The 25,498-nt window shown below is 58.3% G+C and carries 26 protein-coding genes; 16 read left to right on the top strand and 10 right to left on the bottom strand.

Annotated elements, in window-relative coordinates; genetic code table 11:
• Complete coding sequence (locus tag WM95_RS10150) at nucleotides 1–1,908, top strand: DNA topoisomerase III (protein ID WP_063409333.1); 1,908 nt, start codon at nucleotides 1–3, stop codon at nucleotides 1,906–1,908.
• Between the two features lie 69 nt (nucleotides 1,909–1,977).
• On the opposite strand, the gene gdhA is transcribed toward WM95_RS10150, so the two are convergent.
• Nucleotides 1,978–3,321, bottom strand: coding sequence for an NADP-specific glutamate dehydrogenase (gene gdhA, locus WM95_RS10155; protein ID WP_063409334.1), 1,344 nt, complete (start codon nucleotides 3,319–3,321; stop codon nucleotides 1,978–1,980).
• Between the two features lie 228 nt (nucleotides 3,322–3,549).
• Here gdhA and WM95_RS10160 point away from each other — a divergent pair, with 228 nt between their 5' ends.
• The gene (locus tag WM95_RS10160) at nucleotides 3,550–3,828 is read left to right on the top strand and encodes a DUF1496 domain-containing protein (protein ID WP_059445227.1); all 279 of its coding nucleotides are present in this window, start codon (nucleotides 3,550–3,552) and stop codon (nucleotides 3,826–3,828) included.
• Here the strand turns inward: WM95_RS10160 and WM95_RS10165 are convergent.
• Complete coding sequence (locus WM95_RS10165) at nucleotides 3,788–4,204, bottom strand: pyrimidine (deoxy)nucleoside triphosphate diphosphatase (RefSeq protein WP_059445226.1); 417 nt, start codon at nucleotides 4,202–4,204, stop codon at nucleotides 3,788–3,790. The genes WM95_RS10160 and WM95_RS10165 overlap by 41 nt on opposite strands.
• Nucleotides 4,205–4,279: 75 nt before the next feature.
• Between WM95_RS10165 and WM95_RS10170 the strand changes: the two genes are divergently transcribed.
• The gene (locus WM95_RS10170; RefSeq protein ID WP_063409335.1) at nucleotides 4,280–4,849 is read left to right on the top strand and encodes a carboxymuconolactone decarboxylase family protein; all 570 of its coding nucleotides are present in this window, start codon (nucleotides 4,280–4,282) and stop codon (nucleotides 4,847–4,849) included.
• Nucleotides 4,842–5,459, top strand: coding sequence for a CDP-alcohol phosphatidyltransferase family protein (locus tag WM95_RS10175; protein ID WP_088544758.1), 618 nt, complete (start codon nucleotides 4,842–4,844; stop codon nucleotides 5,457–5,459). Before WM95_RS10170 ends, WM95_RS10175 begins: the two co-directional genes overlap by 8 nt.
• Here WM95_RS10175 and WM95_RS10180 read toward each other — a convergent pair.
• The 6 genes from WM95_RS10180 to xthA form a co-directional block, all read right to left on the bottom strand.
• Nucleotides 5,456–6,763 (bottom strand): sulfurtransferase, encoded by a 1,308-nt coding sequence (locus tag WM95_RS10180; protein WP_088544759.1) that lies wholly within the window; start codon nucleotides 6,761–6,763, stop codon nucleotides 5,456–5,458. The two genes, WM95_RS10175 and WM95_RS10180, sit on opposite strands and share 4 nt — an antisense overlap.
• Before the next feature lie 73 nt (nucleotides 6,764–6,836).
• Complete coding sequence (locus WM95_RS10185; protein WP_023311269.1) at nucleotides 6,837–7,457, bottom strand: ATP-binding cassette domain-containing protein; 621 nt, start codon at nucleotides 7,455–7,457, stop codon at nucleotides 6,837–6,839.
• The gene (locus tag WM95_RS10190; protein ID WP_063409521.1) at nucleotides 7,457–8,986 is read right to left on the bottom strand and encodes a hypothetical protein; all 1,530 of its coding nucleotides are present in this window, start codon (nucleotides 8,984–8,986) and stop codon (nucleotides 7,457–7,459) included. The genes WM95_RS10185 and WM95_RS10190 overlap by 1 nt, the downstream gene beginning before the upstream one ends.
• Nucleotides 8,959–10,119: an ABC transporter substrate-binding protein gene (locus tag WM95_RS10195; protein ID WP_063409557.1), complete on the bottom strand. Its 1,161-nt coding sequence runs from the start codon at nucleotides 10,117–10,119 to the stop codon at nucleotides 8,959–8,961. The genes WM95_RS10190 and WM95_RS10195 overlap by 28 nt, the downstream gene beginning before the upstream one ends.
• Before the next feature lie 15 nt (nucleotides 10,120–10,134).
• The gene (locus WM95_RS10200) at nucleotides 10,135–10,818 is read right to left on the bottom strand and encodes a TVP38/TMEM64 family protein (RefSeq protein WP_063409522.1); all 684 of its coding nucleotides are present in this window, start codon (nucleotides 10,816–10,818) and stop codon (nucleotides 10,135–10,137) included.
• Between the two features lie 6 nt (nucleotides 10,819–10,824).
• Complete coding sequence (xthA, locus tag WM95_RS10205; RefSeq protein ID WP_045401521.1) at nucleotides 10,825–11,631, bottom strand: exodeoxyribonuclease III; 807 nt, start codon at nucleotides 11,629–11,631, stop codon at nucleotides 10,825–10,827.
• A 433-nt stretch (nucleotides 11,632–12,064) separates the two neighbouring features.
• Between xthA and astC the strand changes: the two genes are divergently transcribed.
• The 7 genes from astC (at nucleotide 12,065) to ves (ending at nucleotide 19,774) form a co-directional block, all read left to right on the top strand.
• On the top strand, nucleotides 12,065–13,285 hold the full coding sequence (astC, locus tag WM95_RS10210) for a succinylornithine/acetylornithine transaminase (protein ID WP_029742016.1): 1,221 nt from the start codon (nucleotides 12,065–12,067) through the stop codon (nucleotides 13,283–13,285).
• Entirely contained in the window at nucleotides 13,282–14,316 is a 1,035-nt protein-coding gene (gene astA / locus WM95_RS10215) for an arginine N-succinyltransferase (protein ID WP_023311275.1), read from the top strand. The genes astC and astA overlap by 4 nt, the downstream gene beginning before the upstream one ends.
• Nucleotides 14,313–15,800 carry a succinylglutamate-semialdehyde dehydrogenase gene (gene astD / locus WM95_RS10220; protein WP_088544760.1) on the top strand — a complete coding sequence of 496 codons (1,488 nt, stop codon included), beginning with the start codon at nucleotides 14,313–14,315 and terminating at the stop codon, nucleotides 15,798–15,800. The genes astA and astD overlap by 4 nt, the downstream gene beginning before the upstream one ends.
• Nucleotides 15,787–17,112 carry an N-succinylarginine dihydrolase gene (gene astB, locus WM95_RS10225; RefSeq protein ID WP_063409524.1) on the top strand — a complete coding sequence of 442 codons (1,326 nt, stop codon included), beginning with the start codon at nucleotides 15,787–15,789 and terminating at the stop codon, nucleotides 17,110–17,112. The genes astD and astB overlap by 14 nt, the downstream gene beginning before the upstream one ends.
• A 10-nt stretch (nucleotides 17,113–17,122) precedes the next feature.
• A complete protein-coding gene (gene astE / locus WM95_RS10230) occupies nucleotides 17,123–18,088 on the top strand; it encodes a succinylglutamate desuccinylase (protein WP_059445215.1) in 966 nt (321 codons plus the stop codon).
• A gap of 336 nt (nucleotides 18,089–18,424) precedes the next feature.
• Nucleotides 18,425–18,919 carry an ATP-independent periplasmic protein-refolding chaperone Spy gene (gene spy, locus WM95_RS10235; protein ID WP_023311279.1) on the top strand — a complete coding sequence of 165 codons (495 nt, stop codon included), beginning with the start codon at nucleotides 18,425–18,427 and terminating at the stop codon, nucleotides 18,917–18,919.
• A gap of 297 nt (nucleotides 18,920–19,216) precedes the next feature.
• On the top strand, nucleotides 19,217–19,774 hold the full coding sequence (ves, locus tag WM95_RS10240) for an environmental stress-induced protein Ves (protein ID WP_023311280.1): 558 nt from the start codon (nucleotides 19,217–19,219) through the stop codon (nucleotides 19,772–19,774).
• Here ves and cho read toward each other — a convergent pair.
• Together cho and nadE are read right to left on the bottom strand one after the other, a co-directional pair.
• The gene (cho, locus tag WM95_RS10245; protein WP_023311281.1) at nucleotides 19,752–20,630 is read right to left on the bottom strand and encodes an excinuclease Cho; all 879 of its coding nucleotides are present in this window, start codon (nucleotides 20,628–20,630) and stop codon (nucleotides 19,752–19,754) included. The genes ves and cho overlap by 23 nt on opposite strands.
• Nucleotides 20,631–20,808: 178 nt before the next feature.
• Nucleotides 20,809–21,636, bottom strand: coding sequence for an ammonia-dependent NAD(+) synthetase (nadE, locus tag WM95_RS10250; protein ID WP_023311282.1), 828 nt, complete (start codon nucleotides 21,634–21,636; stop codon nucleotides 20,809–20,811).
• Between the two features lie 232 nt (nucleotides 21,637–21,868).
• Between nadE and osmE the strand changes: the two genes are divergently transcribed.
• The 5 genes from osmE to chbR all read left to right on the top strand — a co-directional run bounded on the left by osmE (nucleotide 21,869) and on the right by chbR (nucleotide 25,493).
• Entirely contained in the window at nucleotides 21,869–22,213 is a 345-nt protein-coding gene (gene osmE / locus WM95_RS10255) for an osmotically-inducible lipoprotein OsmE (protein WP_010430142.1), read from the top strand.
• Nucleotides 22,214–22,494: 281 nt separating this feature from the next.
• Nucleotides 22,495–22,812 (top strand): PTS N,N'-diacetylchitobiose transporter subunit IIB, encoded by a 318-nt coding sequence (gene chbB / locus WM95_RS10260; protein ID WP_008500676.1) that lies wholly within the window; start codon nucleotides 22,495–22,497, stop codon nucleotides 22,810–22,812.
• Nucleotides 22,813–22,891: 79 nt separating this feature from the next.
• Nucleotides 22,892–24,250 carry a PTS N,N'-diacetylchitobiose transporter subunit IIC gene (chbC, locus tag WM95_RS10265; RefSeq protein ID WP_023311283.1) on the top strand — a complete coding sequence of 453 codons (1,359 nt, stop codon included), beginning with the start codon at nucleotides 22,892–22,894 and terminating at the stop codon, nucleotides 24,248–24,250.
• Between the two features lie 47 nt (nucleotides 24,251–24,297).
• Nucleotides 24,298–24,645: a PTS N,N'-diacetylchitobiose transporter subunit IIA gene (gene chbA / locus WM95_RS10270; RefSeq protein ID WP_023311284.1), complete on the top strand. Its 348-nt coding sequence runs from the start codon at nucleotides 24,298–24,300 to the stop codon at nucleotides 24,643–24,645.
• Nucleotides 24,646–24,650: 5 nt separating this feature from the next.
• Complete coding sequence (chbR, locus tag WM95_RS10275; protein WP_071789366.1) at nucleotides 24,651–25,493, top strand: transcriptional regulator ChbR; 843 nt, start codon at nucleotides 24,651–24,653, stop codon at nucleotides 25,491–25,493.
• Nucleotides 25,494–25,498: the final 5 nt, after the last annotated feature.

Consider the following 25,498-nt stretch of genomic DNA (forward strand, 5'->3'; position numbering starts at 1 on the left):
ATGCGGTTGTTTATTGCCGAAAAGCCGAGCCTGGCCCGCGCCATCGCCGACGTGCTGCCTAAACCGCATCGCAAAGGTGACGGCTTTATCGAATGCGGTAACGGGCAGGTGGTCACCTGGTGTATTGGTCACCTGCTTGAGCAGGCGCAGCCGGACGTCTATGACAGCCGCTACGCCCGCTGGAATTTAAACGATCTGCCCATCGTGCCGGAAAAATGGCGCCTGCAGCCCCGACCTTCGGTCACCAAACAGCTCAACGTGATCAAGCGCTTCCTGCATGAAGCCGATGAAATCGTGCACGCGGGTGACCCGGACAGGGAAGGACAGCTGCTGGTGGATGAGGTGCTGGACTATCTTGAACTGGCGCCGGAAAAGCGCCAGCAGGTGCAGCGCTGTCTGATCAACGATCTCAACCCGCAGGCCGTCGAGCGGGCGATTTCGCGCCTGCGTGCCAACAGCGAATTTATTCCGCTGTGCGTCTCGGCATTAGCCCGCGCCCGCGCCGACTGGCTGTACGGCATCAATATGACCCGCGCCTACACCATTCTTGGGCGCAACGCGGGCTATCAGGGCGTACTTTCAGTGGGGCGCGTGCAGACGCCGGTGCTGGGGCTGGTGGTGCGTCGCGACGAAGAGATTGAGAACTTCGTCGCCAAAGATTTTTTTGAAGTGAAAGCGAATATTGTCACGCCTGAAGACGAGCGCTTTACCGCCGTCTGGCAGCCGAGCGACGCCTGCGAATCTTACCAGGATGAAGAGGGGCGCTTGCTGCACCGTCCGCTGGCGGATCATGTGGTTAACCGCATTACCGGCCAGCCGGCTATTGTTACCAGCTATAACGATAAACGGGAATCAGAACCCGCGCCGCTGCCGTTCTCGCTGTCGGCCCTGCAGATTGAGGCCGCGAAGCGCTTTGGCCTCAGCGCGCAGAACGTGCTGGATATCTGCCAGAAGCTCTATGAAACCCATAAGCTCATCACCTACCCGCGTTCGGACAGCCGCTATCTGCCGGAAGAGCACTTTGCCGGTCGCCACTCGGTGATGAACGCCATCGGCGTGCACGCGCCGGATCTGCTCCCGCAGCCGGTGGTGAACCCGGACACCCATAACCGCTGCTGGGATGATAAAAAAGTCGATGCCCACCACGCGATTATCCCGACGGCCCGCGCCAGCAGCGTCAACCTGACCGAGAACGAAGCGAAGGTCTATCACCTGATTGCCCGTCAGTACCTGATGCAGTTCTGCCCGGACGCGGTATTCCGCAAGTGCGTGATTGAGCTTGAGATTGCCAAAGGTAAGTTTGTCGCCAAAGCCCGTTTCCTCGCGGAAGCAGGCTGGCGCACGCTGCTCGGCAACAAAGAGCGTGACGAGGAGAATGACGGCACGCCGCTGCCCGTGGTCGCCAAAGACGACGAGCTGCTGTGCGAGAAAGGGGAAGTGGTGGAACGCCAGACCCAGCCGCCGCGCCATTTTACCGATGCGACGCTGCTTTCCGCGATGACCGGGATCGCCCGGTTCGTGCAGGATAAAGATCTGAAGAAGATCCTGCGCGCCACCGACGGTCTGGGCACGGAGGCGACCCGCGCGGGGATCATCGAGCTGCTCTTTAAGCGCGGCTTCCTGGAGAAAAAGGGACGCTATATCCACTCAACGGAGCCGGGCCGGGCGCTAATCCACTCTCTGCCGGAGCTGGCCGCCAGGCCGGACATGACCGCACACTGGGAATCTGTGCTGACGCAGATCAGCGAGAAGCAGTGCCGCTATCAGGACTTTATGCAACCGCTGGTCGGGACGCTTTATCAGCTGATCGATCAGGCGCGCAGCACGCCAGTGAAAACGTTCAGAGGGATGGTTGCGCCCGGTAGTGGCGCGAAGAAACCGTTTAAAAAGAAAAAGAGCGCGGCCTGACACACGGTTTTCTCCCTCTCCCCGTGGGAGAGGGCCGGGGTGAGGGCACCCGGCCGCACGCGATAAACCTTAAATCACGCCCTGACCAATCATCGCATCCGCCACCTTCACGAACCCGGCGATATTCGCCCCGCGCACGTAGTTGGTTTGCGACGCCTCGCCGCCGTACTCCACGCAGGCGTGGTGAATATCCAGCATGATGTGGTGCAGGCGCGCATCCACTTTCTCCGCCTTCCAGCCGAGACGCGCGGCGTTTTGCGCCATCTCGAGGCCGGAGGTCGCCACGCCGCCCGCGTTAGCGGCCTTGCCCGGCGCAAACAGCACGCCCGCCTCAAGGAACAGATCAGTCGCATCGATGGTGGTAGGCATATTCGCCCCTTCGGCCACCGCTTTTACGCCGTTGCTAATCAGGGTACGCGCGGCGTCTGCATCCAGCTCGTTCTGCGTGGCGCACGGCAGGGCGATATCCACCGGCACGCCCCACGGCTGTTTCCCTTCCAGGTAGGTCAGGCCAAGCTCCCGGGCATAGTCCGCCACGCGGCCGTCGCGGCTGGCTTTGATTTCACACAGGCGCGCCAGCTTCTCTGCCGTGAAGCCTGCTTCATCCACCACCGTGCCGCTGGAGTCAGAGGCGGTCACCACGCGAGCGCCAAGCTGCATTGCTTTCTCAATAGCGTACTGCGCCACGTTACCGGAGCCGGAGACCGCCACGCGCATGCCTTCAAAGCCTAAACCGTGACGCTTGAGCATCGCCTCGGTGAAGTAAACCAGGCCGTACCCGGTCGCTTCCGGGCGGATCAGGCTCCCGCCAAACGACAGCCCCTTGCCGGTAAAGACGCAGGCGCTGTTGTTGGAAAGCTTTTTCATCATCCCGGCCATAAAGCCCACTTCACCTCCGCCCACGCCGATATCACCGGCAGGAACGTCGGTATCGGGGCCGAGGTGGCGGTAGAGTTCGGTCATCAGCGCCTGGCAGAAGCGCATCACTTCCCCTTCGCTTTTGCCTTTCGGGTCGAAATCGCTGCCGCCTTTCCCGCCGCCCATCGGTAGCGTGGTGAGGGCGTTTTTAAAGGTCTGCTCGAAGCCGAGGAATTTCAGAATCGACAGGTTCACGGACGGATGAAAACGCATGCCGCCCTTAAACGGGCCAATGGCCGAGTTAAACTGAACGCGCCACGCGCGGTTAACCTGTACCTGGTTGCGATCGTCAACCCACGTCACGCGGAACTGGATCACGCGCTCTGGCTCGACAAGGCGTTCAAGCAGCGACATCTGGCGATAACGCGGGTTTTGTTCAAGGAAGGGCCACAGGGTGGTCATAACTTCACGCACGGCCTGAGCGAACTCGCTTTGGTGCGGGTCGCGCTGCTGAACATGGGCAAGGAAACTTTCCAGAGAGCGTGTCTGATCCATAGATATAAGAACCTCTTATCGTATTTTATGTTTATTACTTATGCGATTTGTGTTGTTTTTTTGACTATACCACCCGTACCGCTTTGTGAGGCAAGCAGAAATTTATGACGAAAGGGAAATTAATGAGAGGACGAACGTCATAACGAAAAGCGATGAAGAGATAAATTAAAGGTTCCGCTCTGGTTTACCGTTATAGTCAATATCAGGACACAACAGGAAGACAAGTCGATGAACCGTTATGTGATGACCGCGTTATGTTTGATGTTTACCGCTGGCGCTCAGGCTGACCGCATTCGTCCGGATGTGGAAGTGAATGTGCCGCCGGAAGTGTTTAGCTCCAGCGGCCAGAATCAAACGGTGCAGCCCTGCAATCAGTGCTGTATCTATCAGAATCAGAACTACTCGGAAGGGGCCGTTGTGAAAGCGGACGGCATTCTGCTGCAGTGCCAGCGCGACGAGCGCTCCATCAGCACGAACCCGCTGGTCTGGCGTCGCGTAAAACAATAAACGCTTCCAGCAGCGGAATATCCGCGGGGGCTAAGGCGTAGCCAAGCGCCTCTTCCGGCGTACACCACGCGAGCGCGCTGTGGTAGTGCGCCGTGATATCGCCGCGAAAAGCAGGAACGTGCCAGGCATGCAGGTTAATCAACCGCTGAGAGACTTCCCGCTGGTGGCTTGCCACGTATTGTCCCGGCAGGGCGTCAATGCCCAACTCTTCACGCAGCTCGCGGATAAGCGCTTCTGGCTGGGTTTCTCCGGCCTCGACTTTACCGCCTGCAAATTCCCACATTCCCGGCTGGTCGGCGTGGGCAGGGCGCTGCGCCAGTAAAATGTTGCCGTCTTTTTCGATGATGGCGGCAACGACATCGAGTGTTTTCAGCATGGTCGTCAATAATTAATAGCGAAAAAAGACATATTATCGTGCCCTTTCTCATAGTCCAGTAAACAGGAGAATCAGGTGAAAGAGTCCCCCGCCTGGGTTGCCTCCCTCGAATCCCTTCCCGCCAGCCTAAAACCGATAGCCGCCATGCAGAAAAAGCATTTTGGCGCGGTGCTGAATCCCACCCGCTGGTGGGGGCGAATGCCGCGTCTGTTCTGGCTGGTGGCGCTGTTTGTCGGCTTTCTGGAACGCCGTCGTGCGCGCCTGACGCCCGCGCTGCGCTCGCTGCTCATGACGCGGGTATCCCAGCTCTGTCACTGCGCTTTCTGCATTGATGCCAACAGCCTGCGTCTGGCCGAGCGCTGCGGCGCGCTGGATAAGGTTCAGGCCGTGAGCGACTGGCAGGATTCCGCCTTGTTCACCGAGCAGGAGCGCGCGGCGCTGGCCTACGCCGAGGCGATGACCGCCACGCCGCCCTGGGCGGATGAGGCAGTCAGAACGGCGCTGAAACGCCACTTCACGGACGATGCCATTACCGAGATGACGGCGCTGATTGCGTTTCAGAATCTCTCCGCCCGCTTTAATGCCGCGCTGGATATTCCGGCGCAGGGGCTATGCGCCACGTTTAGCGAGACTCCCCATGCTTGACCGTCACCTGCACCCGCGGGTTAAGCCCGCTCTGAATCGTCTGGTTTCCGTGCTGGATAAGCCGGGCATCACGCCCGACGGATTAACCCTGACCGGGTTCGCCATCGGCGTGCTGGCGCTGCCGTTTCTGGCCCTCGGCTGGTATCCGGCTGCGCTGGCTGCCATCGTGCTTAACCGCCTGCTGGATGGTCTGGACGGCGCGCTGGCGCGCCGGAGAGGGCTGACCGATGCGGGGGGATTTCTCGACATCGCGCTCGATTTTCTGTTCTACGCCCTGGTGCCGTTTGGCTTTGCGCTCGCGGCACCCGCTGAGAATGCGCTGGCGGCCGCCTGGCTGCTGTTTGCGTTTATCGGGACCGGCAGCAGCTTTCTGGCGTTTGCGGCGCTGGCGGCGAAGCACGACATCGACAACCCCGGCTATGCGCACAAGTCGTTTTATTACATCTGTGGGTTAACGGAAGGGACGGAGACCATCGCCCTGTTCGTGCTGTGCTGCCTGTTCCCGGCGCACTTTACGCTGTTCGCGTGGGTATTCGGCGCGCTGTGCTGGCTGACCACCACAACGCGCGTCTGGAGCGGCTATGTGACGCTGAAGTCACTCAGCCCTTAGAGAGCGCTCTCTGGCCCGCGCTCTCCGGTGGTGACCGGGTTCTGCGGGTGACTGCTCCATTCGTACCAGCCGCCGTCATAGACGGCGACATTCTTCCAGCCCATCGCCCGGGCGTACATAAAGGTTTCTGACGCCCTCCACCCGGTGCCGCAGTAAAACGCGACGTGCTGTTCCGGCAGAATATTCCAGCGCTTCCACTGGGCGGCGATATCGTCCGCGCTGCGCATGGTGCCATCCGGGTTATGGAAATCTTCCATATGGGTCGCGTCGCTGCCCGCATGACCCCAGCGGGCACCGGCAATTTCACCTTTTGGCTTGATGTAGCTGTAGCCGCTGGTTTCGCCGATGAACTCCGGCCACGAACGAATGCTGACCAGGGAGGCATCCTGACGGTGCAGCATCCCGCGCGCCTGTTCCATATCAACCATCAGCTGCGGCTGGCCGGGGATCGGCGCGCCAAAATCGAGGGCTGGCGTCACTTTCGCGGGCGTGCCGCGTTCAACCGGCAGGCCTGCATCGGACCACGCCTTCCAGCCGCCGTCGAGAATACGCACATCCTTCACGCCCGCATACAGCATGATCTGCGCCACGCGCGCGGCGGCGTAAACGTCACGGCCATACAGAATGACGGTGGTGTCGTGACGGATCCCGTGCTTCGCCAGCATCGCTTTCAGCTTGTCGTCGGAGACTTTATTCCACAGCGGCTCGCTTTCCACCTCGTTGGTGTCGATGTAGCCCGCGCCGGGAATGTGGTTCAGCAGGTAAAACTTCGGTGCGCCCCAGGCGGCTTCAATCACTTTCCAGTCACCCGCCGGCGCGGCGGTCACGGGTTTACCCTGCTGGAGGCGGTGGATCCACTGCGGGTAAACCAGCTGTTCAAAGTGAGGCAGGCGCTGAAGGCGGTCGGGCGTCTTCAGAGCGTCGCTGAGCAGCGAGACGTTGCGGTATCCGGCTTTCTCCAGGCGGGATTTCACCGCCAGGTTATCGTTCTCGTCGCCGTACAGGGCGATGGCCGTCGCGGGCGTAAGCTGATGCTGTTTTGCCCAGCTCGCAATCTGTTCGTCGCTCATTGCGCCCAGCCAGGCGGCAGCAAGGTTGAGTGCGGCGGGTTCATGCCCGGAGGGGCCGCTGAGGGTCTGCGGCCAGCCGTTATAGAACGCGCTGGGGCGGGTGTCGACAGGCGTGCCGTGCTGTGCCTGAAGCTGGGAGAGCGTCATCGCGTTGGCCAAATCAGCCGCCAGATAGGAAAAGGATGCGAGGCCGCAGAGCAGGGCCAGCGCGGTCAGTTGAGAAACACGTTTCATCGAATAACCTGACGTCAGTAAAAGAGGGGGGCATTGTCGTCTCTCCCGAAACGGAAAACATTGCGTTAGCACATTATTGCCAGCGAGAAATCTCAATCAGCTCGCCGCCGGGCGGAATATCGTCCTCATCGTGCGTGACCAGCACCACCGGGATATTGCGCGCGCGGACGGCGCCAAAAACCCATGTCCGAAACGTCGTGCGCAGCGTTTTATCGAGGCGGCTGAACGGTTCGTCCAGCAGCAGCGCCTGCGGCTCTGCGAGCAGGGCCCGCAGCAGGCTGACCCGGGCACGCTCCCCGCCGGAGAGGGTGGCCGGATCGCTGGCGTAATGACCGCTCAGCCCGGCGGAATCCAGCGCCTGCTCGACCGCTTCCCGACGCGCTCTCCCGACGATCCGCTCAGGCAAGGCCAGCAGCAAATTTTGCCCGACGCTGAACTGTTCAAACAGCAGCGCATCCTGAAAGAGAATGCCCAGCCCGCGGGCTTCAACAGGGAGGCTATCGCAGCGACGCGCGTCGAGCCACAGTTCGCCCCGCGCCTGGAAATCGTCTGACAGCGCGCCGACCATCCACGCAAAAAGGGTCGATTTGCCGCTGCCGGACGGCCCCATCAGGGTAACGATCTCCCCGCGAGGAACGCAAAAATTGACCTCGCGGAAAAGCGGTTCGATGGTGAGATCTTTAACCTTCAGCATTAACGTAATCCTTGACGGTAGCGGCCCGCGAGCCGGGATAACAGTGCGGCAAGACCGAACACCGTGCCCGTGACCAGCAGTAATCCCAGCGCCCTGCTGGCGAGAACAGGGATGCTGCCCCCGCTGCTGAGCGCGACGGTTTCGGTGGTCAGCGTGGCGAAGCGCCCCGCGCCCAGCCAGAGCGTCGGCATGTATTGCGCCATGCTGACGGAAAAACCAATAGCAAAGGCCAGCAGCGCCGGGCGCACCAGCAGGGGGCATTTCAGCAGTAGAAATATTTTTTCTCGTCGCCAGCCGAGCGTTCTGGCGGTAAGGATAAGCCGGGGGTCGATCCGCCGCCAGGCGGGCTGCAGAACCAGCAGCATCCACGGCAACACCCACAGCAGATGGCTCCAGAGCACGGCGGCAAAGTGCCCGTCGAGCCCCAGACGCAAAGCAATAAAATATTGCCCGGTGACGAGCGGCAGCGCCGGAAGGGCGAGCGGTGACCACACCCACGCTGCGCCGCGCTGCGGTCCCCATTCCAGCCAGAGAAAAATGACGATGAGGGCGATCAGGCTCGACAGCAGGCCGAAGGAGAGGCTGGTCCCCACGGAACCCACGTCGCCCCCTTGCGCCAGCATCAGCAGTACCGCAGCGCACAGGATGCCGCACGCGGGCAGTAACCCGCTGAGTGCCCGCTCAGGCAGGACGCGCTGAGACCTTCGACGCGTCCCCGCGAGGTCCGGAATTGTGCGACGCCATACCCTCCAGAGGCCGTATCCGAGGGCGGCAAGCGCGGCCAGCAGCATGAGGAGAAGCAGGCACAACAGCATTCCTTTTGCCTGCTGCTGCGCGTCGCCCAGGCTTAGCCACTGCCAGGCCAGCACGGCCAGGGTGGGCGGGTTGCCGGGCCCGAGAACGATCGCTACGTCCACGACCGAGAGCGACCATGCCAGCACCGCCAGCATCACCGCGCCGAGGACAGGCGCGATCGCCGGGAGGATCAGCCAGCTGAGCGTCTGATAACGCCCGTAGCCAAAGGTCTGCAGGACGATCTTCTGCTGCGCGAGCCGTTGTTCCGGCAGTACGGCGTAAATGGCCCACAGCACGAACGCGCTCTCTTTGACCGCGAGCGTCAGGCCCAGCCCGACGCCGTAGCGGTCAAACGGAGCCGTACAGAAGGTACAGAGCTGATAAAACAGACCGCCCTCGGCAAACAGCAGTAACGCGCTGGTGGCGAACGCCACATGGGGGATCGCCAGCAGCCAGGGCAGCCGGGTCGTGAGGCGCCGCCAGCGTTGACCTGGCCACAAAAGGCAGACGAAGAAAAGGGCAATCAGCAACGCCCCCAGCGTGGCGATGAGCGTTGAGACCAGCGTGGCGACGGTCGCCTGCGGTAGCTGCGGATCGTTCAGCAGCCGCTGCCAGTTTGTCGCAGAAAGCGCCGGTGCGAAAAGCATCACGCCGGCGGGCAGGATCGGCAGATAAATCACCGCCATCGCCAGCCAGACGAGCCCGCTCAGCGGGTGCCGTAACGACGCAGCCATTCCTGCTCCAGCGCGTTCACCCAGGCGGACTGCGGCTCTGCAAGCACCTGCGGCAGCCCCTGAGGCGTATGGGCCAGCAGCTGTTTCGCTTCCTCTTCGGGCAGCGTTTTCGCATCCAGGACGCTCGGGTCTCCCCAGATGGCCGGGTCGGCCTTGCGGATTTGCGCCTGCGGTGACAGCAGGAAATTAGCGACTACCTTTGCGCCCGCGCTCGCGCCGGCATTGGCCGGGATAGCCACAAAATGGACGTTGCCGAGCATCCCGCTCTGGAAACCAAAGCTGTAGCTGTCGGAGGGCAGTTCGCCGCTCGCCACTTTCTGCTGCGCATGCGCCGGGTTAAAGGTCAGCGACAGGTTCAGACTGCCGCTGGCAAGCAGGGCATCCATTCGGGCAGGCGAGGGAGGGAAATCTTTTCCTTCGCGCCACAGCAGCGGGTGCAGCTTATCGAGGTAGGCCCAGAGCGGCGCCGTAACCTCAGCAAACGTTGCATCGGGCGCTTTTTGTAAAGCCTCAGGGCGATCGGTGAGCGTCAGCAGCAGCTGCTCAAGAAATGCCGTGCCGGTAAAATCGGGTGGGCGGGGATAGCTGATCTTACCCGGGTGCTGCTGCGCGTAGGCCAGCAGCGCCTGTGGATCCACCGGCGGCGTCGGCATGCTGGCTTTGCGGGCGATAAAGGTTAGCTGCGCGCCGCCCCACGGGGATTCCGCCCCGTCGGTTGGAATCGCAAAATCTTCCGTGACGGGTTTACGGGTATCGACATAGCGCCAGTTTGGCAACGTCTGCGCCCATCCGGTTTGCAGCAGGTTCGCTTCTTTTAACGTGCGGAAGTTTTCGCCGTTGACCCACAGCAGGTCAACCGAGCCGTTGGCCTTACGCCCCGCGGCGGCTTCCGTCTGGATCCGTTTTACCGCATCGGCGGCGTCCGCCAGCGGGACAATTTTTAGGGTAATGGCGTAGTGCGTTTGCATCTCACCGCTGACCCACTCAAGGTAGCGGTTGACCGCCGGATCGCCTCCCCAGGCGTTAAACCAGACGGTCTGGCCTTTGGCCTGCTGTTGGATAGCGTGCCAGCTTTCGGCGGCACAGAGGGGGGCTGCCAGCAGCAGACCGGTCAGGAACGCGCAAAAACGCACACGGCGCATAATGCCTCACTTTTTAACAGACGGGAGATAACGGGAAAACAGCCGGCGTGTCGCCAGCGGCAATAACCCCAGTAGTGTAAAGGCGATTAGCATGCCCGGCGACAAAATATCGCGCAGCGACGCCACTTTCCCCAACTCGCGTCCGGCGTTCAGAAAGACCACCGTCGCGGGCAGCATGGCGACCTGGCTGACCCACCAGTAGCGATATACGCCAATGCGGGTCAGCCCCATCAGCAAATTCACCAGGAAAAACGGGAACAGCGGCATCAGGCGCAGGGCAAAAAGATAGCCCGCGCCGTCATGCGCCATACCGGCGTTCACCGTTTTCATCTGCTGAGCAAACCGCCGCTGGACCCATTCGCGCAGCAGATAACGGCTGGCGAGCATCGCAAGCGTCGCCCCGAGCGTGGAGGCAAACGAGACCAGAAGGGTGCCTTCCCACAGGGGAAATAACGCTCCGCCCAGCAGGGTGAGGATAGCCGCACCGGGGATCGACAGGGCGGAGACCGCCACGTAGAGGGCAAAAAAGATCAGCGCGCTTCGCAGCGGCGCGTGGTCAACATGGGAGAGGAGTGCCTGCTGGTGGGTTTTAATCCCTTCCAGGGAGAGTGTGCCTGGGGGAAGCATGACAAACGTCAGAATAAATGCGCCCAGAAGGGCGCACAGGAAAGCGAGTTTTCGAATGTTCACGCGTCATTACAGCTTGAATTTAGCCCACACCGGCGCGTGGTCAGACGGTTTTTCCATGCTGCGGATCTCGTAGTCGATCCCGGTTTCGATGCAGCGCTCTGCCAGCGGCGAACTGGCGAGAAGCAGGTCGATACGCAGGCCGCGGTTGTCGTCAAAGCCTTTTGAGCGGTAGTCAAACCACGAGAAGCGATCCTGCGTGTCCGGGTTGGCGGTACGGAAGGTATCCACCAGGCCCCAGTCCAGCAGGCGCTGCATCCACTCGCGCTCTTCCGGCAGGAAGGAGCATTTGCCGGTACGCAGCCAGCGTTTGCGGCTGTCTTCACCGATGCCAATATCCAGATCGGTCGGGCTGATATTCACATCACCCATGATCAGCACCGGATTGTCTTTGTTCAGTTCGGTGGTCAGATAGTCCTGCAGATCCTGATAAAACTTGGCTTTAGCCGGGAATTTGGTCGGATGGTCGCGGCTCTCGCCCTGGGGAAAGTAACCATTAATCACGGTGATGTTCCCCAGCGGGGAAGGCAGTTCCGCCATGATGATGCGGCGCTGTGCTTCTTCGTCATCGCCGGGAAACCCGCGGCGGACTGAAACTGGCGTCTCTTTGGTCAACAGCGCAACGCCGTAATGGCCTTTCTGCCCATGATAGAAGACGTTGTAGCCGAGCTTAGCCACCTCTTCGAGGGGGAACATGTCGTCGTGAACCTTGGTCTCCTGCAGACCGATCACATCTGGCTGATGTTGTTCAACGATAGCTTCAAGCTGATGAGGGCGGGCGCGCAGGCCGTTGATATTAAAAGAGACAAATTTCATAGTCGCTGCCAGTGCAAGGTGAATAGTGCATGGATGGTAGCAGAATTTGCGTCAACTGTTACCGGGTTCGGCCAATAACTGCGACAGATAATGCCGGTGGTGCAATATTTGCACCATTCTGACGCGCATCGCCCTCAAACAGGGCGTAAATGACCGATAAATTTCGCGAGCGATCACAATTCCAGAATTATATTTGGCCTGTGCATACTCTTTCTGATTTTCATGCGGCAAAGCGCCGCTTGTCGTAAAAATATTCACTTTTTATGCGCTAATAGTGAATAACTCCATGTTGTAACTTATTGATATTGTGTTACCTCAACCCGTTTATGCAATTTTATCGCTGGCTGGCACGAAGGCTGCAATCTACATTCACAGTGCAAACACTCAATTATTTAACATTCAAATAACTTTTTATTTACCGGATGAGGTCGCTATGTCTCTGTCAATTACGCGTGAAAATTTCGATGAATGGATGATGCCGGTTTACGCTCCGGCGGCTTTTATTCCGGTTCGTGGGGAAGGCTCGCGCCTGTGGGATCAGCAGGGTAAAGAGTATATCGACTTTGCAGGTGGGATTGCGGTCAACGCGCTGGGGCATGCGCACCCTGCGCTGCGTCAGGCGCTGAATGACCAGGCGGCGAAGTTCTGGCATACCGGCAACGGCTTTACCAACGAGCCCGCGCTGCGCCTGGCCAAAAAACTGATCGACGCGACGTTTGCCGAAAAGGTCTTTTTCTGTAACTCGGGGGCGGAAGCCAACGAAGCGGCGCTGAAGCTGGCGCGCAAATATGCGCACGATAAATTTGGTACCCACAAGAGCGGCATCGTGGCGTTTAAAAATGCCTTCCACGGGCGCACGCTGTTTACCGTCAGCGCGGGCGGCCAGCCTTCCTACTCGCAGGATTTTGCCCCGCTGCCGCCGGATATTCGCCACGGTATCTATAACGATCTGCAGTCCGCCAGCGAGCTGATTAACGACACCACCTGCGCGGTGATCGTCGAGCCGATGCAGGGTGAGGGCGGTGTGCTTCCGGCGCAAAAAGCCTTCCTGCAGGGGCTGCGCGAGCTGTGCGATCGCCACAACGCGGTCCTGATTTTCGACGAAGTGCAGACCGGCGTGGGCCGCACCGGCGAACTGTATGCCTATATGCACTACGGCGTGACGCCGGACGTGCTTTCGACCGCCAAAGCGCTGGGCGGCGGCTTCCCGATTGGCGCGACGCTGACCACCGATAAATTCGCCAGCGTAATGACCGTGGGTACCCATGGCACCACCTACGGCGGCAACCCGCTGGCCACCGCCGTCGCCGGGCAGGTTCTCGACATCATTAACACGCCTGAGGTGCTGAAAGGCGTTAAGCAGCGTCACGACTGGTTTGTCGAGCGCCTGAATGCCATCAACGGCAAAACGGGGCTGTTTAAAGAAATTCGCGGTCTGGGGCTGTTAATCGGCTGCGAGCTCACCGCCGAGTTTGCCGGAAAAGCTAAACTTATTTCACAGGAAGCGGCAAAAGTGGGCGTGATGGTGCTGATTGCCGGTGCTAACGTGGTGCGTTTTGCGCCGGCGCTGATCGTCAGCGAGGAAGAGGTGCAAACCGGTCTGGACCGTTTTGCGCTGGCGTGTGAAAAAGTGAAATCCGGGGTGTCATCATGATGGTCATCCGTCCCGTTGAGCGCGGCGATCTCGCCGGGCTCATGCAGCTTGCCGGTAAGACGGGAGGCGGGCTGACCTCGCTTCCTGCCGATGAAAAAACGCTGTCGGCGCGCATTGAGCGCGCCCTGCAAACCTGGCAGGGGACGTTGCCAAAAAGCGAACAGGGGTATGTGTTCGTGCTGGAAGACACCGACACGGGGACCGTGGCCGGGATCTGCGCCATTGAAGTGGCCGTCGGGCTTAACGACCCGTGGTACAACTACCGCGTCGGCACCATGGTTCACGCCTCGAAAGAGCTGAACGTCTATAACGCGCTGCCCACGCTGTTTCTCTGCAATGACCACACGGGCGCCAGCGAGCTATGCACGCTGTTCCTCGACCCGGCGTGGCGCAAAGAGGGCAACGGCTATCTGCTCTCCAAATCGCGCTTTATGTTTATGGCCGCCTTCCGCGATCGCTTTAACGAAAAAGTGGTCGCGGAGATGCGCGGCGTGATCGACGACACCGGCTACTCGCCGTTCTGGGAGAGCCTGGGCGAGCGCTTCTTCTCGATGGAGTTCAGCCGGGCGGACTATCTCTGCGGTACCGGCCAGAAAGCCTTTATCGCCGAACTGATGCCGAAGCATCCTATCTATACCCATTTCCTCAGCCCGGAAGCGCAGGCGGTGATTGGCGAAGTCCATCCGCAGACCGCGCCTGCCCGCGCGGTGCTGGAGAAAGAGGGGTTCCGCTACCGGAACTATGTCGACATCTTTGACGGCGGCCCAACGCTTGAGTGCGATATCGACCGCGTGCGCGCGATCCGTAAAAGCCGTCTGGTTGAGGTCTCTGAAGGTCAGCCCGCGCCGGGTGACTGGCCCGCCTGTCTGGTATCGAACGAAAATTACGCCAACTTCCGCGCCATGCTGGTGCGTACCAACCCGAAATGTGAACGTCTGGTGCTGACGGCTGCAGAACTGGATGCCCTGAAATGTAACGCCGGCGATACGGTTCGCCTGGTGCGTCTCTGCCCTGAGGAGAAAACAGCATGACATTATGGATTAACGGTGACTGGGTCACGGGCGAAGGCGAAGAGCGCGTAAAGACCAATCCGGTTGGAAAAGAGGTGCTCTGGAAGGGGCATGACGCCAGCGCCGCGCAGGTAGAACAAGCCTGCCAGGCCGCGCGCCGCGCCTTTCCGGCGTGGGCAAAACAGCCTTTCGCCGTGCGCCAGGAAATTGTTGAAAAGTTTGCCGGGCTGCTGGAGGCAAACAAGGCCGAACTGACGCGCATCATCGCGTCTGAAACCAGTAAACCTCGCTGGGAAGCGACAACCGAAGTGACGGCGATGATCAACAAAATCGCCATTTCGGTCAAGGCGTACCACACCCGCACCGGCGAACAGCATACCGAGATGCCGGACGGCGCGGCCACGCTGCGCCACCGCCCGCACGGCGTGCTGGCGGTGTTTGGCCCGTATAACTTCCCGGGACACCTGCCGAATGGCAATATTGTGCCTGCGCTGCTGGCGGGCAATACCGTTATCTTCAAACCGAGCGAGCTCACGCCACTCACCGGCGAGGCGGTAGTCAAACTCTGGGAACAGGCCGGCCTGCCGCCGGGCGTGCTGAACCTGGTGCAGGGCGGGCGGGAAACCGGTCAGGCGCTGAGCGCGCTGAGCGATATCGACGGTCTGCTGTTTACCGGCAGCGCCGGTACGGGCTATCAGCTGCACCGCCAGCTGGCAGGGCAGCCGGAGAAAATCCTGGCGCTGGAGATGGGCGGCAACAACCCGCTGATTGTGGAAGATCCTGATGATATCGACGCCGCGGTGCACCTGACGATTCAGTCCGCCTTTATTACCGCCGGACAGCGCTGTACCTGCTCCCGCCGCCTGCTGGTGAAGCGGGGCGCACAGGGGGATGCCTTCCTGAAACGTCTGGTTGAAGTGAGCGCGCGTCTGGTGCCTGCCGCGTGGGATGCCGACCCGCAGCCGTTTATCGGCGGGCTTATTTCCGAACAGGCCGCGCTGAACGTGCTTAAGGCCTGGCAGGACCACGTCGCGCGCGGCGCGAAAACCCTGCTGGAGCCGAAGCAGGTTCAGCCGGGTAGCTCGCTGCTGACGCCGGGCATTGTAGAAATGAGCGGCGCAAGCAACGTGCCGGATGAAGAGGTCTTTGGCCCGCTGCTGTGCGTCTGGCGTTACGACGATTTCGATGCGGCCATTGCGATGGCGAACAACACCCGCTACGGCCTGTCGAGCGGTCTGATTTCACCGCATCGCGAGAAGTTTGAACAACTGCTGCTGGAAGCGCGCGCCGGGATTGTGAACTGGAATAAACCGCTGACCGGGGCCGCGAGCACCGCGCCGTTCGGTGGTGTAGGCGCGTCGGGCAACCATCGCGCCAGCGCGTGGTATGCCGCCGATTACTGCGCGTGGCCGATGGCGAGCCTGGAAACCCCGGCGCTGACGCTGCCGGAGACGCTTAATCCGGGGCTGGATTTTACCGGAGGGGATCGTCATGAAAGCGCGTGAGGTCAACTTTGACGGGCTGGTGGGGCTGACGCACCACTATGCCGGTCTCTCTTTTGGTAATGAAGCCTCGACGAAGCACCGCTTTCAGGTGTCGAACCCGAAGCTGGCGGCGAAGCAGGGGCTGCTGAAGATGAAGGCGCTGGCGGATGCCGGTTTCCCGCAGGCGGTGATCCCGCCGCAGGAACGCCCGAACGTGGCTGTCCTTCGTCAGCTCGGCTTTAGCGGTACCGATGAGCAGGTCGTCGAAAAAGCGGGTACGCAGACGCCGCACCTGCTCTCCGCGGCAAGCTCCGCCTCCTCTATGTGGGTGGCAAACGCCGCGACCGTCGCGCCGTCAACCGACACGCTGGATGGCAAAGTTCATCTGACGGTGGCGAACCTGAACAATAAATTCCACCGCGCCACAGAAGCGGAAACCACCGAGCGCGTGCTGCGCGCCATTTTCAACCATGACGCCCATTTTGAGGTGCATCAGGCTCTGCCGCAGGTGGCGATGTTTGGCGACGAAGGCGCGGCCAACCATAACCGCCTGGGAGGCGACTATGGCGACCCGGGCCTGCAGCTGTTTATCTACGGGCGAGAAGAGGGGGGCCACGCCTCGCCAACCCGTTATCCTGCTCGTCAGACGCTGGCAGCCAGCCAGGCGGTTGCTCGCCTGAACCAGGTCAATCCTTCCCAGGTGGTTTTTGCCCAGCAAAACCCGCATGTGATTGACCAGGGCGTGTTCCATAACGACGTGATTGCCGTTTCTAACCGCCAGGTGCTGTTCTGCCACGAGCAGGCGTTTGCCCATCAGGAGAAGCTGCTCGCCACGCTGCATGAGCGCGTGCGCGGCTTCACGCCAATCCAGGTGCCAACGGAGGCGGTGAGCGTGCAGGACGCGGTAGAAACCTATCTGTTCAACAGCCAGCTGCTGAGCCGTGACGATGGCAGCATGATGCTGGTCCTGCCGCAGGAATCACGGGATCACAAAGGCGTGTGGCGCTACCTGACGGAGCTGGTCAAGGCCGATAACCCGATCGACGAACTGCGCGTGTTTGACCTGCGCGAAAGCATGGCCAACGGCGGCGGGCCAGCCTGTTTACGTCTGCGCGTGGTCTTGACTCAGGACGAAATGCAGGCGGTGAACCCCGCGGTCATGATGAACGATACGCTCTTTACGCGGCTGAATGACTGGGTCGATCGCTACTATCGCGATCGTCTGACGCAGGCGGATCTGGTTGACCCGCAGCTTCTGCGTGAAGGACGCGAGGCGCTGGACGCGTTATCGACAATCCTGCAGCTGGGATCGGTTTACCCGTTCCAGCGCTAAAGGAGTGGATATGGAAAATTTACTGGCGCTGACCCTGGCCGATGAGACGCCGGAACAGAAAGAGGGGGACGGCCCCTCATTTTGCTGGCGGTGGCTGGGGCGCGGGGTGCTTGAGCTGACGCCGACCGTAAAAAGCGATCTCTCGCTGCTGCTTTCAACGGGTATCCACGGGAATGAAACCGCGCCCGTTGAGATTGTTGATCTGCTGCTGCGTGCGCTGTATCGCAATGAGATCGAACTAAAGTGCCGCGTGCTGGTGGTGCTCGGCAATCCCCCTGCGCTGGCGCAAAACAAACGGTATCTGGTGAGCGACATTAACCGCATGTTCGGCGGCCGCTGGTCGCAGTTTCCGCAGAGCGATGAAACGGCGCGGGCAGAGTGGCTGGAGAACGTCGTGACCGCGTTTTTTGCCGTCGCGGGGCCGGGGCGCTGGCATCTGGATCTGCATACGGCAATCCGCGCGTCTTACCACGTTCGCTTCGGCGTTCTGCCGCAGCGCAGTCAGCCGTGGGATGAAGCGTTCCTGAGCTGGCTAGGTGACGCCGGGCTGGAGGCGCTGGTATTTCATCAGTCGCCGGGCGGAACCTTTACCCATTTCACCTGTGAACGTTTCGCTGCGCTGGCCTGCACGCTGGAGCTGGGAAAAGCGCTACCGTTCGGCCAGAACGATCTGACCCGCTTTGCGCCTACGCATCTCGCCCTTCGGGCGCTGCTGGGTGGAACGGCTCCCGAGCACGCGCATCGGCCCGTTGAGCGGTATCGGGTCGTGCAGCAGATCACGCGCCGCAGCGATGCTTTCCAGCTCCACATGGCCGCGCACACCCTGAACTTCACCCCGTTCCGCAAAGGGGCGCTGCTGGCTGAGGATGGCGAGGAACGTTACGAGGTGCAGAACACCACCGAGTATGTCTTGTTCCCTAACCCCACCGTCGCGTTTGGCCTGCGGGCCGGGCTGATGCTGGAAAAAATATCCTGAACCTTTCCCCTCTCATCATCCGGGAGGGGGGTAAAAAACTTTTCTTAACGATTAAAGCGCTTGCGATTATTTTGCAGAATATTCCTGGTGAATTGCTTTATTATTGATCTGCACTTCGCTATACTTTTGCTAAATCTCTTTAAAATCATCGAATTGAATATTTTTTGTTGCAACTCTCCACGCTTTATCCTTATTTCCTCCACATTTGGCGAAAATTTGTTTTTTACACTTTCATTGTTTTACCGTTGCTCTGACTAATTGACGATAAACCCCGTAAAGTTAATCTCGTCAACACGGCATAGCGCCGAAGAATAACTGAAAGAAAGGAAATAAATTATGCGTAAGTTTACTGCACTGTTTGTTGCTTCTACCCTGGCTCTGGGCGCTACCAGCATGGCGTTTGCCGCAGATACTGCGACCACTACGACTGCCGCGCCTGCTGAAGGCAAAATGATGATGCATCATAAAGGTCCGGGTATGCACAACGAGATGATGATGTTTAAGGATCTCAACCTGACGGATGCGCAGAAGCAGCAGATCCGCGACATCAGAAAAGGTGAACGCGACCAGATGAAACGTCCTCCGCTTGAAGAGCGCCGTGCGATGCATGACATCATCGCCAGCGACAGCTTCGATAAGGCGAAAGCCGAAGCGCAGATCGACAAAATGGCCGAGCAGCACAAAGCCCGCATGCTGGCTCACATGGAAACCCAGAACAAGATCTACAACATTCTGACCCCGGAACAGAAAAAACAATTTAATGCGAATTTTGAGAAGCGTCTGACAGAACGTCCGGCGATGGAAGGTAAAATGCCAGCACCAACCGAATAATCGGTTCACACTCTTAAGACCGCCGGGATCCTGTCCACAAAAGCGCAACCGCTGTGGACAGGACCGGCGGTTTTTCTTTCCTGCCCTCTTGCCTGCCGCCGCCAGCGCGGTATCCTCCTGTAGTCGCTTCAGAGAATGTTTGCAGAGTCATGGCGTTAGAATTTTTATTAACGTTCCGCTAAGGCCTGCCCGCTCTGCTGCCGATACTGTTTCTGTGAATACCCAACGATAACAAACAAGACAGCAACGATAGCGATATCCTTGCCCTGGCACGGGTTGTGCCATTCAGGAGTGGTGATGGAGTTCTTTGATATCCGTAAGATGCCGGTCAGCCTCTGGCGCAATGGTGCTGGCGAAACGCGTGAGATTTGCTGCTTCCCTCCCGCGACGCGCGATTTTCACTGGCGCGCCAGTATCGCGACGATTGCCAGCAACGGCGAATTCTCCTCGTTTCCCGGTGTTGACCGGGTGATTACCTTGCTGGAAGGGGGAGAGGTGACGCTGGACGCGGGTCAGGCGTTCTCCCATACCCTCAAGCATCATCAGCCCTACAGTTTTGCCGGCGATTTGCCGGTGAAAGCGCTGCTTTCAGATGGGCGGATGGCGATGGACTTTAATATCATGACCCGGCGCGACTGCTGCCGGGCGAAGGTGCGCGTTGCTGACCGAACCTTTACCACCTTTGGCTCACGCGGGGGCGTGGTGTTCGTGCTAAGCGGGGCGTGGCAGCTGGGCGATAAATTGCTGACGGCCGATCAGGGTGCCAGCTGGGAGGAGGGTACCCATACGCTGCGTCTGCTGGAGGCTCAGGGTACCTTATTGTTCAGCGAAATCACGTGGCTGCCGGGTCATTGAGCACAATGATCTCAAACTTTCCTGCCAGGACCGGTTTACAGAGAATTTTGTAGCCATCGTGGTCAAATCCGGCGGGCGTGCGCAGCAGGGTTGCCGCGTCGTTGAGGTCGTCGACAGCGCCCAGCCAGAGCCAGTTATTGACGATGTGATACTGGGTCATGGCCTCGCCCACTTCTTTTAGCGCAACGGCGCTTTCCCAGGGCCAGCAGTTTACGCTGATGGCCGCCAGACCGGTGAGAAGCCGGGCATGATGCGCCTCAACGCTCTCTTTCCCGCAGCAGGCACCGGCGCAGCGCTTCAGCGCGGATCGAAAACAGGCGCGTCCGCGGGTAGTTGCCTCCAGACCTAAAAGGCTGTAGCAAAGCTGTAAATCGTCCGCCAGCGTCTGCAGCGCCTGGAGCGCGGCGCGTTTATTGGCAAAAAGCCCATAGAGATTCGGGGCATGAGAAAAATCGACGTCGCGCGCGTAGACGACCTGCGGCTTGCCATCGTTTATCTGCAGCGAGCAGAGCTGACGGTTGCGGCGTAGGCGCTTATTGAACAACGGCTGTTGTTCTTTGATCAACCGCGCCTCCAGCAGCAGCGCGCCCATTTCTCCCGCCGTCTGGAACCAGGTAATGCGTCGCGACTGGCGCAGCATGGCGGCCTCGTCCGGCGTACGCAGATGGGATAACACCCGGCTGCGAATGTTAACGCTCTTGCCGATATAGAGCGGCAGGGTGTCGCTTTCACCGTGAAAGATGTACACGCCCGGCTGTTTAGGCAGCGCCTCAAGCCAGGGGCGAAGGTGTTCGGGATATTCGTAGATAGCCGCCGCTTCAAACTCAAGACGCGGGGCGGATTGACGCCTGCTCACATACTGCTCCATATACTGTTCAGGTATACAGTGTAGCAGGAGTGTGGTGGTTAAAAAAGAGCCGGGTGGCGGCTACGCCTTACCCGACCAGGACGTGCGGCCTGATGCCCTCACCCCAACCCTCTCCCACGGGAGAGGGCGCAAACATTAAAAGCGGTAACCTGGTTACCGCTTTGCTTTATTTTTTCCAGAAGTCGTCAAACACCGTAATTGGCGTATGGCGCTTGTGCTCGGTTTTCAGATACCAGCCTTCGATGATTTTCGCGGTACCTTCATCCAGCTTTTTGCCTTCCAGATAATCATCAATGTTGTCATAGGTGACGCCAAGGGCCGCTTCATCCGGCAGGGAAGGGCGATCGTCTTCAAGGTCCGCTGTCGGCGCTTTCTTATACAGATGCTCAGGACAGCCCAGCGCGGCCAGCAGCTGCTTACCCTGACGCTTGTTAAGACGGAAGATAGGGTTAATGTCGGTGCCGCCGTCGCCATATTTGGTGAAGAAACCGGTGATCGCTTCTGCCGCGTGGTCGGTGCCGACGACAACGCCTTTGGTCATCCCGGCGATGCTGTACTGCGCTTTCATGCGCTCGCGGGCTTTCTCGTTGCCGCGAACAAAATCGCTCAGCTCAATGCCCGCTTCGCGAAGCGCCTGCTCGCTTGCCAGCACCGAGCCCTTAATATTAACGGTCAGCACGCGGTCAGGCTGAATGAAGGCAATGGCATCCTGGCAATCCTGCTCGTCCGCCTGTACGCCATAAGGAAGACGCACCGCGATAAACTGCAGTTTCTCATCGCCCGTCTCTTCGCGAAGCTCTGAAATCGCCATCTGGCAGAGTTTACCGGTCAGGGTAGAGTCCTGGCCGCCGCTGATGCCCAGCACCAGGGATTTCAGGAACGCGTTCTTTTTTAAGTACGATTTTAAAAAATCCACGCTGCGGCGGATCTCTTCATGTGCATCTACCGTAGGCTTCGCGCCCAGTGCCTGAATAATCTCTTGTTGCAGAGCCATCACGCCCTCCATATGCAGTACATAAACAGAATGTGTTAGCTGTTAAAACTAACCCTTTGGGCGAGAAACGACAAGGATCACAGTTTCGAGTGCGCTAATTTGCGCCGATTTAGCAGGTTATCGTTGTTTTATTAGAATTTTCCGAAATTCGTCTGGCGTAATCCACAAAGTTGAACAATAGTACTTTTTATCCCATGCTTAGATAACACGCTGATAAACAAGAGGACGGAATATGAACAAGAACGTAGCAGGAATTCTTAGCGCAGCGGCGGTACTGACTATGCTGGCAGGGTGTACGGCTTACGATCGCACCAAGGATCAGTTTACGCAGCCCGTAGTAAAAGACGTTAAAAAAGGCATGACCCGTTCGCAGGTAGCTGCGATTGCCGGTAAACCTTCTTCTGAAGTGACCATGATTCATGCGAAAGGGACCTGCCAGACCTATATCCTGGGTCAACGTGATGGTAAGGCAGAAACCTACTTCGTCGCCCTGGATGATACCGGTCATGTGATCAACTCCGGCTATCAGACCTGTGCTGAATACGACACCGATCCGCAGGCACCTAAGGCGCAGTAACCCTGCTTGCCTGAGGATGTTAACAAACCGGCCCATGGGCCGGTTTTTTTATGCATCATAAAATCTTATTTCTTTGCGCGAATTATTTGCCCGAAATGTGAAGGGAGTCAACAAGCCAGGTCAATGAGAGACAATTTGAGTCTATCCAGAATTATCCCCTGTCTGTACCATTGCGTATACTCACTCCAACGATAAACAACAGTACGCAAGCTACCTGTCTGCCGGGACAGCGAGTCGAGTGATAGCGCGATGGCAGGTAGTTATATAAGAGGGAAATCACGATGGAAAAGAAACATATCTACCTGTTCTGCTCAGCGGGCATGTCAACGTCGCTTCTGGTGTCAAAGATGCGTGCGCAGGCTGAAAAGTATGAAGTCCCTGTGGTGATTGAAGCGTTTCCAGAGACGCTGGCGGGCGAAAAAGGCCAGACAGCCGATGTGGTTTTACTGGGGCCGCAAATTGCCTATATGTTGCCCGAAATTCAACGACTGTTACCCAATAAACCGGTCGAAGTGATCGATTCGGGGCTTTACGGCAAAATTGATGGTTTAGGTGTTCTTAAAGCTGCTGTGGCAGCCATTAAAAAAGCTGCTAATTAATTTTTATTTTTCCCGTCAAAGAGTTATTTCACACACAATACGCCGTAACATGCGTTACGGCATTTAAGGGTATTTTCCTATGAGTAAAGTCATCGCTTCACTTGAAAAGGTACTCCTTCCTTTTGCTGTTAAAATAGGAAAGCAGCCTCACGTTAATGCCATCAAAAACGGCTTTATTAAATTAATGCCGTTAACGCTGGCTGGGGCCATGTTCGTTTTAATTAACAACGTTTTTCTGAGCTTTGGTGAAGGTTCCTTCTTTTATTCATTAGGAATTCGGTTAGACGCATCCACTATTGAAACCCTTAATGGTTTTAAAGCCATTGGCGGCAACGTCTATAACGGTACGTTAGGGATTATGTCGCTGATGGCGCCTTTCTTTATTGGGATGGCACTGGCAGAAGAGCGTAAAGTGGATCCGCTGGCTGCCGGGTTATTATCCGTCGCCGCCTTTATGACCGTAACGCCTTACAGCGTAGGTGAAGCCTATGCCGTTGGCGCCAACTGGCTGGGCGGGGCCAACATCATCTCCGGTATTGTTATCGGCCTGGTGGTGGCAGAAATGTTCACCTTTATTATCCGTCGCAACTGGGTTATCCGCCTGCCGGATAGCGTACCGGCTTCCGTTTCTCGTTCATTTTCCGCGTTGATTCCAGGCTTCATTATTCTCTCCATCATGGGGATTATCGCCTGGGCGCTCTCCCACTGGGGCACTAACTTCCACCAGATCATCATGGACTCTATCTCTACGCCGCTGGCGTCGATGGGTGGCGTGGTCGGTTGGGCGTATGTGATTTTCACTTCTCTGCTGTGGTTCTTTGGCGTGCATGGTTCACTGGCACTGGCCGCGCTGGACAGCGGGATTATGACCCCCTGGGCACTGGAAAACGTTGCGCTTTACCAGCAGTACGGCTCCGTTGACGCGGCGCTGGCAGCGGGTAAAACCTTCCATGTGTGGGCGAAGCCGATGCTTGACTCCTATATCTTCCTGGGCGGTACCGGGGCGACCTTGGGTCTGATCATCGCGGTCTTTATTGTCTCTCGTCGTGCTGACTACCGTCAGGTCGCGAAGCTGGCGCTGCCATCAGGCATTTTCCAGATTAACGAACCGATTCTGTTCGGTCTGCCAATCATCATGAACCCGGTAATGTTCATTCCGTTCATCCTGATTCAGCCGCTGCTGGCCGCGATCACCCTGACGGCGTATTACATGGGCATCATTCCACCGGTCACCAACATTGCACCGTGGACCATGCCGGCGGGCCTGGGCGCCTTCTTCAACACCAACGGCAGCGTCGCGGCCTTCCTGCTGGCGATATTCAACCTCGGGATTGCCACCCTGCTGTACATGCCGTTCGTGGCGATTGCCAACAAAGCCGCCACCATTATTGATGAAGAAGAGAGCGAAGAGGATATTGCCCTCTCACTGAAATTCTAAGATTGACCGGCGCGGGGAAGCCCGCGCCAGCCACAAGGAGCTTAAACATGTTAGATTTGGATAGTATTGTCGCAGACGAAGCCGTCGAGAACGATCTCGAAGAAGTGGTGATGGGGCTTATCATCAACTCCGGACAGGCCCGCAGCCTGGCCTATGCCGCACTGAAGCAGGCCAAGCAGGGGGATTTCGCCGCGGCGAAAACCATGATGGACCAGTCCCGCACGGCGCTGAACGAAGCGCACCTGGTGCAGACAAAGCTGATTGAAGGCGATCAGGGCGAAGGGAAGATGAAGGTCAGCCTGGTGCTGGTCCACGCGCAGGATCACCTGATGACCTCGATGCTGGCGCGTGAGCTGGTGGCGGAGCTCATCGAGCTTCACGAGAAAATGCACTGAGTCGGATTTCGCAGCAGGAGGTCAGCACGATGGAAATTAAAACCGCACTTGAACAGCAGCTGTTTAATGGCAAAAATTTTCACGTGGTTATCTACAACAAGACGGAGAGCGCCAGCGGCCTGCACCAGCATGACTACTACGAGTTCACGATTGTTCTGACCGGCCGCTACTACCAGGAGATCAACGGTAAGCGCGTCCTGCTTGAGCGAGGGGATTTTGTCTTCCTGCCGATGGGGTCTTATCACCAGAGCTTTTACGAATTTGGTGCCACCCGTATTCTGAACGTGGGCGTCAGCAGACGCTTCTTTGAGAAGCACTATCTGCCGCTGGTGCCGTTCTGCTTTGTGGCCTCCCAGGTCTATCGGGTCAAAAACGAGTTTATGACCTGGATTGAAACGGTTATCGCCTCGCTTAACTTCCGCGACAATGAATTTGATGAGTTTATTGAAACGGTGACCTTCTACGTGATGAACCGGCTGCGCCATCATCGTGAGGAGCAGCAGGTGACGGATGATATTCCACAGTGGCTGCGCAGCACCGTTGAGCTGATGCATGATAAAGGCCAGTTCAGCGAAAATGCGCTGGAAAATATGGTGTCACTGTCGGGGAAATCCCAGGAATATCTGACCCGCGCGACGCAGCGCTATTATCGTAAAACACCCGTGCAAATTATTAATGAAATCCGCATTAATTTTGCAAAGAAACAGCTGGAAATTACCAACTACTCTGTCACCGATATTGCTTACGAGTCAGGATACAGTAGTCCAAGCCTGTTTATTAAGACTTTTAAAAAATTGACTTCATTCACACCGAACAGTTACCGGAAGAATTTAACGGTAATTAATTAACTTTC

The organism is Enterobacter cloacae complex sp. ECNIH7 (genome assembly GCF_002208095.1).
Classification (GTDB): domain Bacteria; phylum Pseudomonadota; class Gammaproteobacteria; order Enterobacterales; family Enterobacteriaceae; genus Enterobacter; species Enterobacter cloacae_M.

What these genes read in the sequence shown, in the direction of transcription:
- WM95_RS10150 (WP_063409333.1), top strand. Translation starts at nt 1, where the DNA reads ATGCGGTTGTTTATTGCCGAAAAGCCGAGCCTGGCCCGCGCCATCGCC.
- gdhA (WP_063409334.1), bottom strand. Translation starts at nt 3,321, where the DNA reads ATGGATCAGACACGCTCTCTGGAAAGTTTCCTTGCCCATGTTCAGCAG.
- WM95_RS10160 (WP_059445227.1), top strand. Translation starts at nt 3,550, where the DNA reads ATGAACCGTTATGTGATGACCGCGTTATGTTTGATGTTTACCGCTGGC.
- WM95_RS10165 (WP_059445226.1), bottom strand. Translation starts at nt 4,204, where the DNA reads ATGCTGAAAACACTCGATGTCGTTGCCGCCATCATCGAAAAAGACGGC.
- WM95_RS10175 (WP_088544758.1), top strand. Translation starts at nt 4,842, where the DNA reads ATGCTTGACCGTCACCTGCACCCGCGGGTTAAGCCCGCTCTGAATCGT.
- WM95_RS10180 (WP_088544759.1), bottom strand. Translation starts at nt 6,763, where the DNA reads ATGAAACGTGTTTCTCAACTGACCGCGCTGGCCCTGCTCTGCGGCCTC.
- WM95_RS10185 (WP_023311269.1), bottom strand. Translation starts at nt 7,457, where the DNA reads ATGCTGAAGGTTAAAGATCTCACCATCGAACCGCTTTTCCGCGAGGTC.
- WM95_RS10190 (WP_063409521.1), bottom strand. Translation starts at nt 8,986, where the DNA reads ATGGCTGCGTCGTTACGGCACCCGCTGAGCGGGCTCGTCTGGCTGGCG.
- xthA (WP_045401521.1), bottom strand. Translation starts at nt 11,631, where the DNA reads ATGAAATTTGTCTCTTTTAATATCAACGGCCTGCGCGCCCGCCCTCAT.
- astC (WP_029742016.1), top strand. Translation starts at nt 12,065, where the DNA reads ATGTCTCTGTCAATTACGCGTGAAAATTTCGATGAATGGATGATGCCG.
- astA (WP_023311275.1), top strand. Translation starts at nt 13,282, where the DNA reads ATGATGGTCATCCGTCCCGTTGAGCGCGGCGATCTCGCCGGGCTCATG.
- astD (WP_088544760.1), top strand. Translation starts at nt 14,313, where the DNA reads ATGACATTATGGATTAACGGTGACTGGGTCACGGGCGAAGGCGAAGAG.
- astB (WP_063409524.1), top strand. Translation starts at nt 15,787, where the DNA reads ATGAAAGCGCGTGAGGTCAACTTTGACGGGCTGGTGGGGCTGACGCAC.
- astE (WP_059445215.1), top strand. Translation starts at nt 17,123, where the DNA reads ATGGAAAATTTACTGGCGCTGACCCTGGCCGATGAGACGCCGGAACAG.
- spy (WP_023311279.1), top strand. Translation starts at nt 18,425, where the DNA reads ATGCGTAAGTTTACTGCACTGTTTGTTGCTTCTACCCTGGCTCTGGGC.
- ves (WP_023311280.1), top strand. Translation starts at nt 19,217, where the DNA reads ATGGAGTTCTTTGATATCCGTAAGATGCCGGTCAGCCTCTGGCGCAAT.
- nadE (WP_023311282.1), bottom strand. Translation starts at nt 21,636, where the DNA reads ATGGCTCTGCAACAAGAGATTATTCAGGCACTGGGCGCGAAGCCTACG.
- osmE (WP_010430142.1), top strand. Translation starts at nt 21,869, where the DNA reads ATGAACAAGAACGTAGCAGGAATTCTTAGCGCAGCGGCGGTACTGACT.
- chbB (WP_008500676.1), top strand. Translation starts at nt 22,495, where the DNA reads ATGGAAAAGAAACATATCTACCTGTTCTGCTCAGCGGGCATGTCAACG.
- chbC (WP_023311283.1), top strand. Translation starts at nt 22,892, where the DNA reads ATGAGTAAAGTCATCGCTTCACTTGAAAAGGTACTCCTTCCTTTTGCT.
- chbA (WP_023311284.1), top strand. Translation starts at nt 24,298, where the DNA reads ATGTTAGATTTGGATAGTATTGTCGCAGACGAAGCCGTCGAGAACGAT.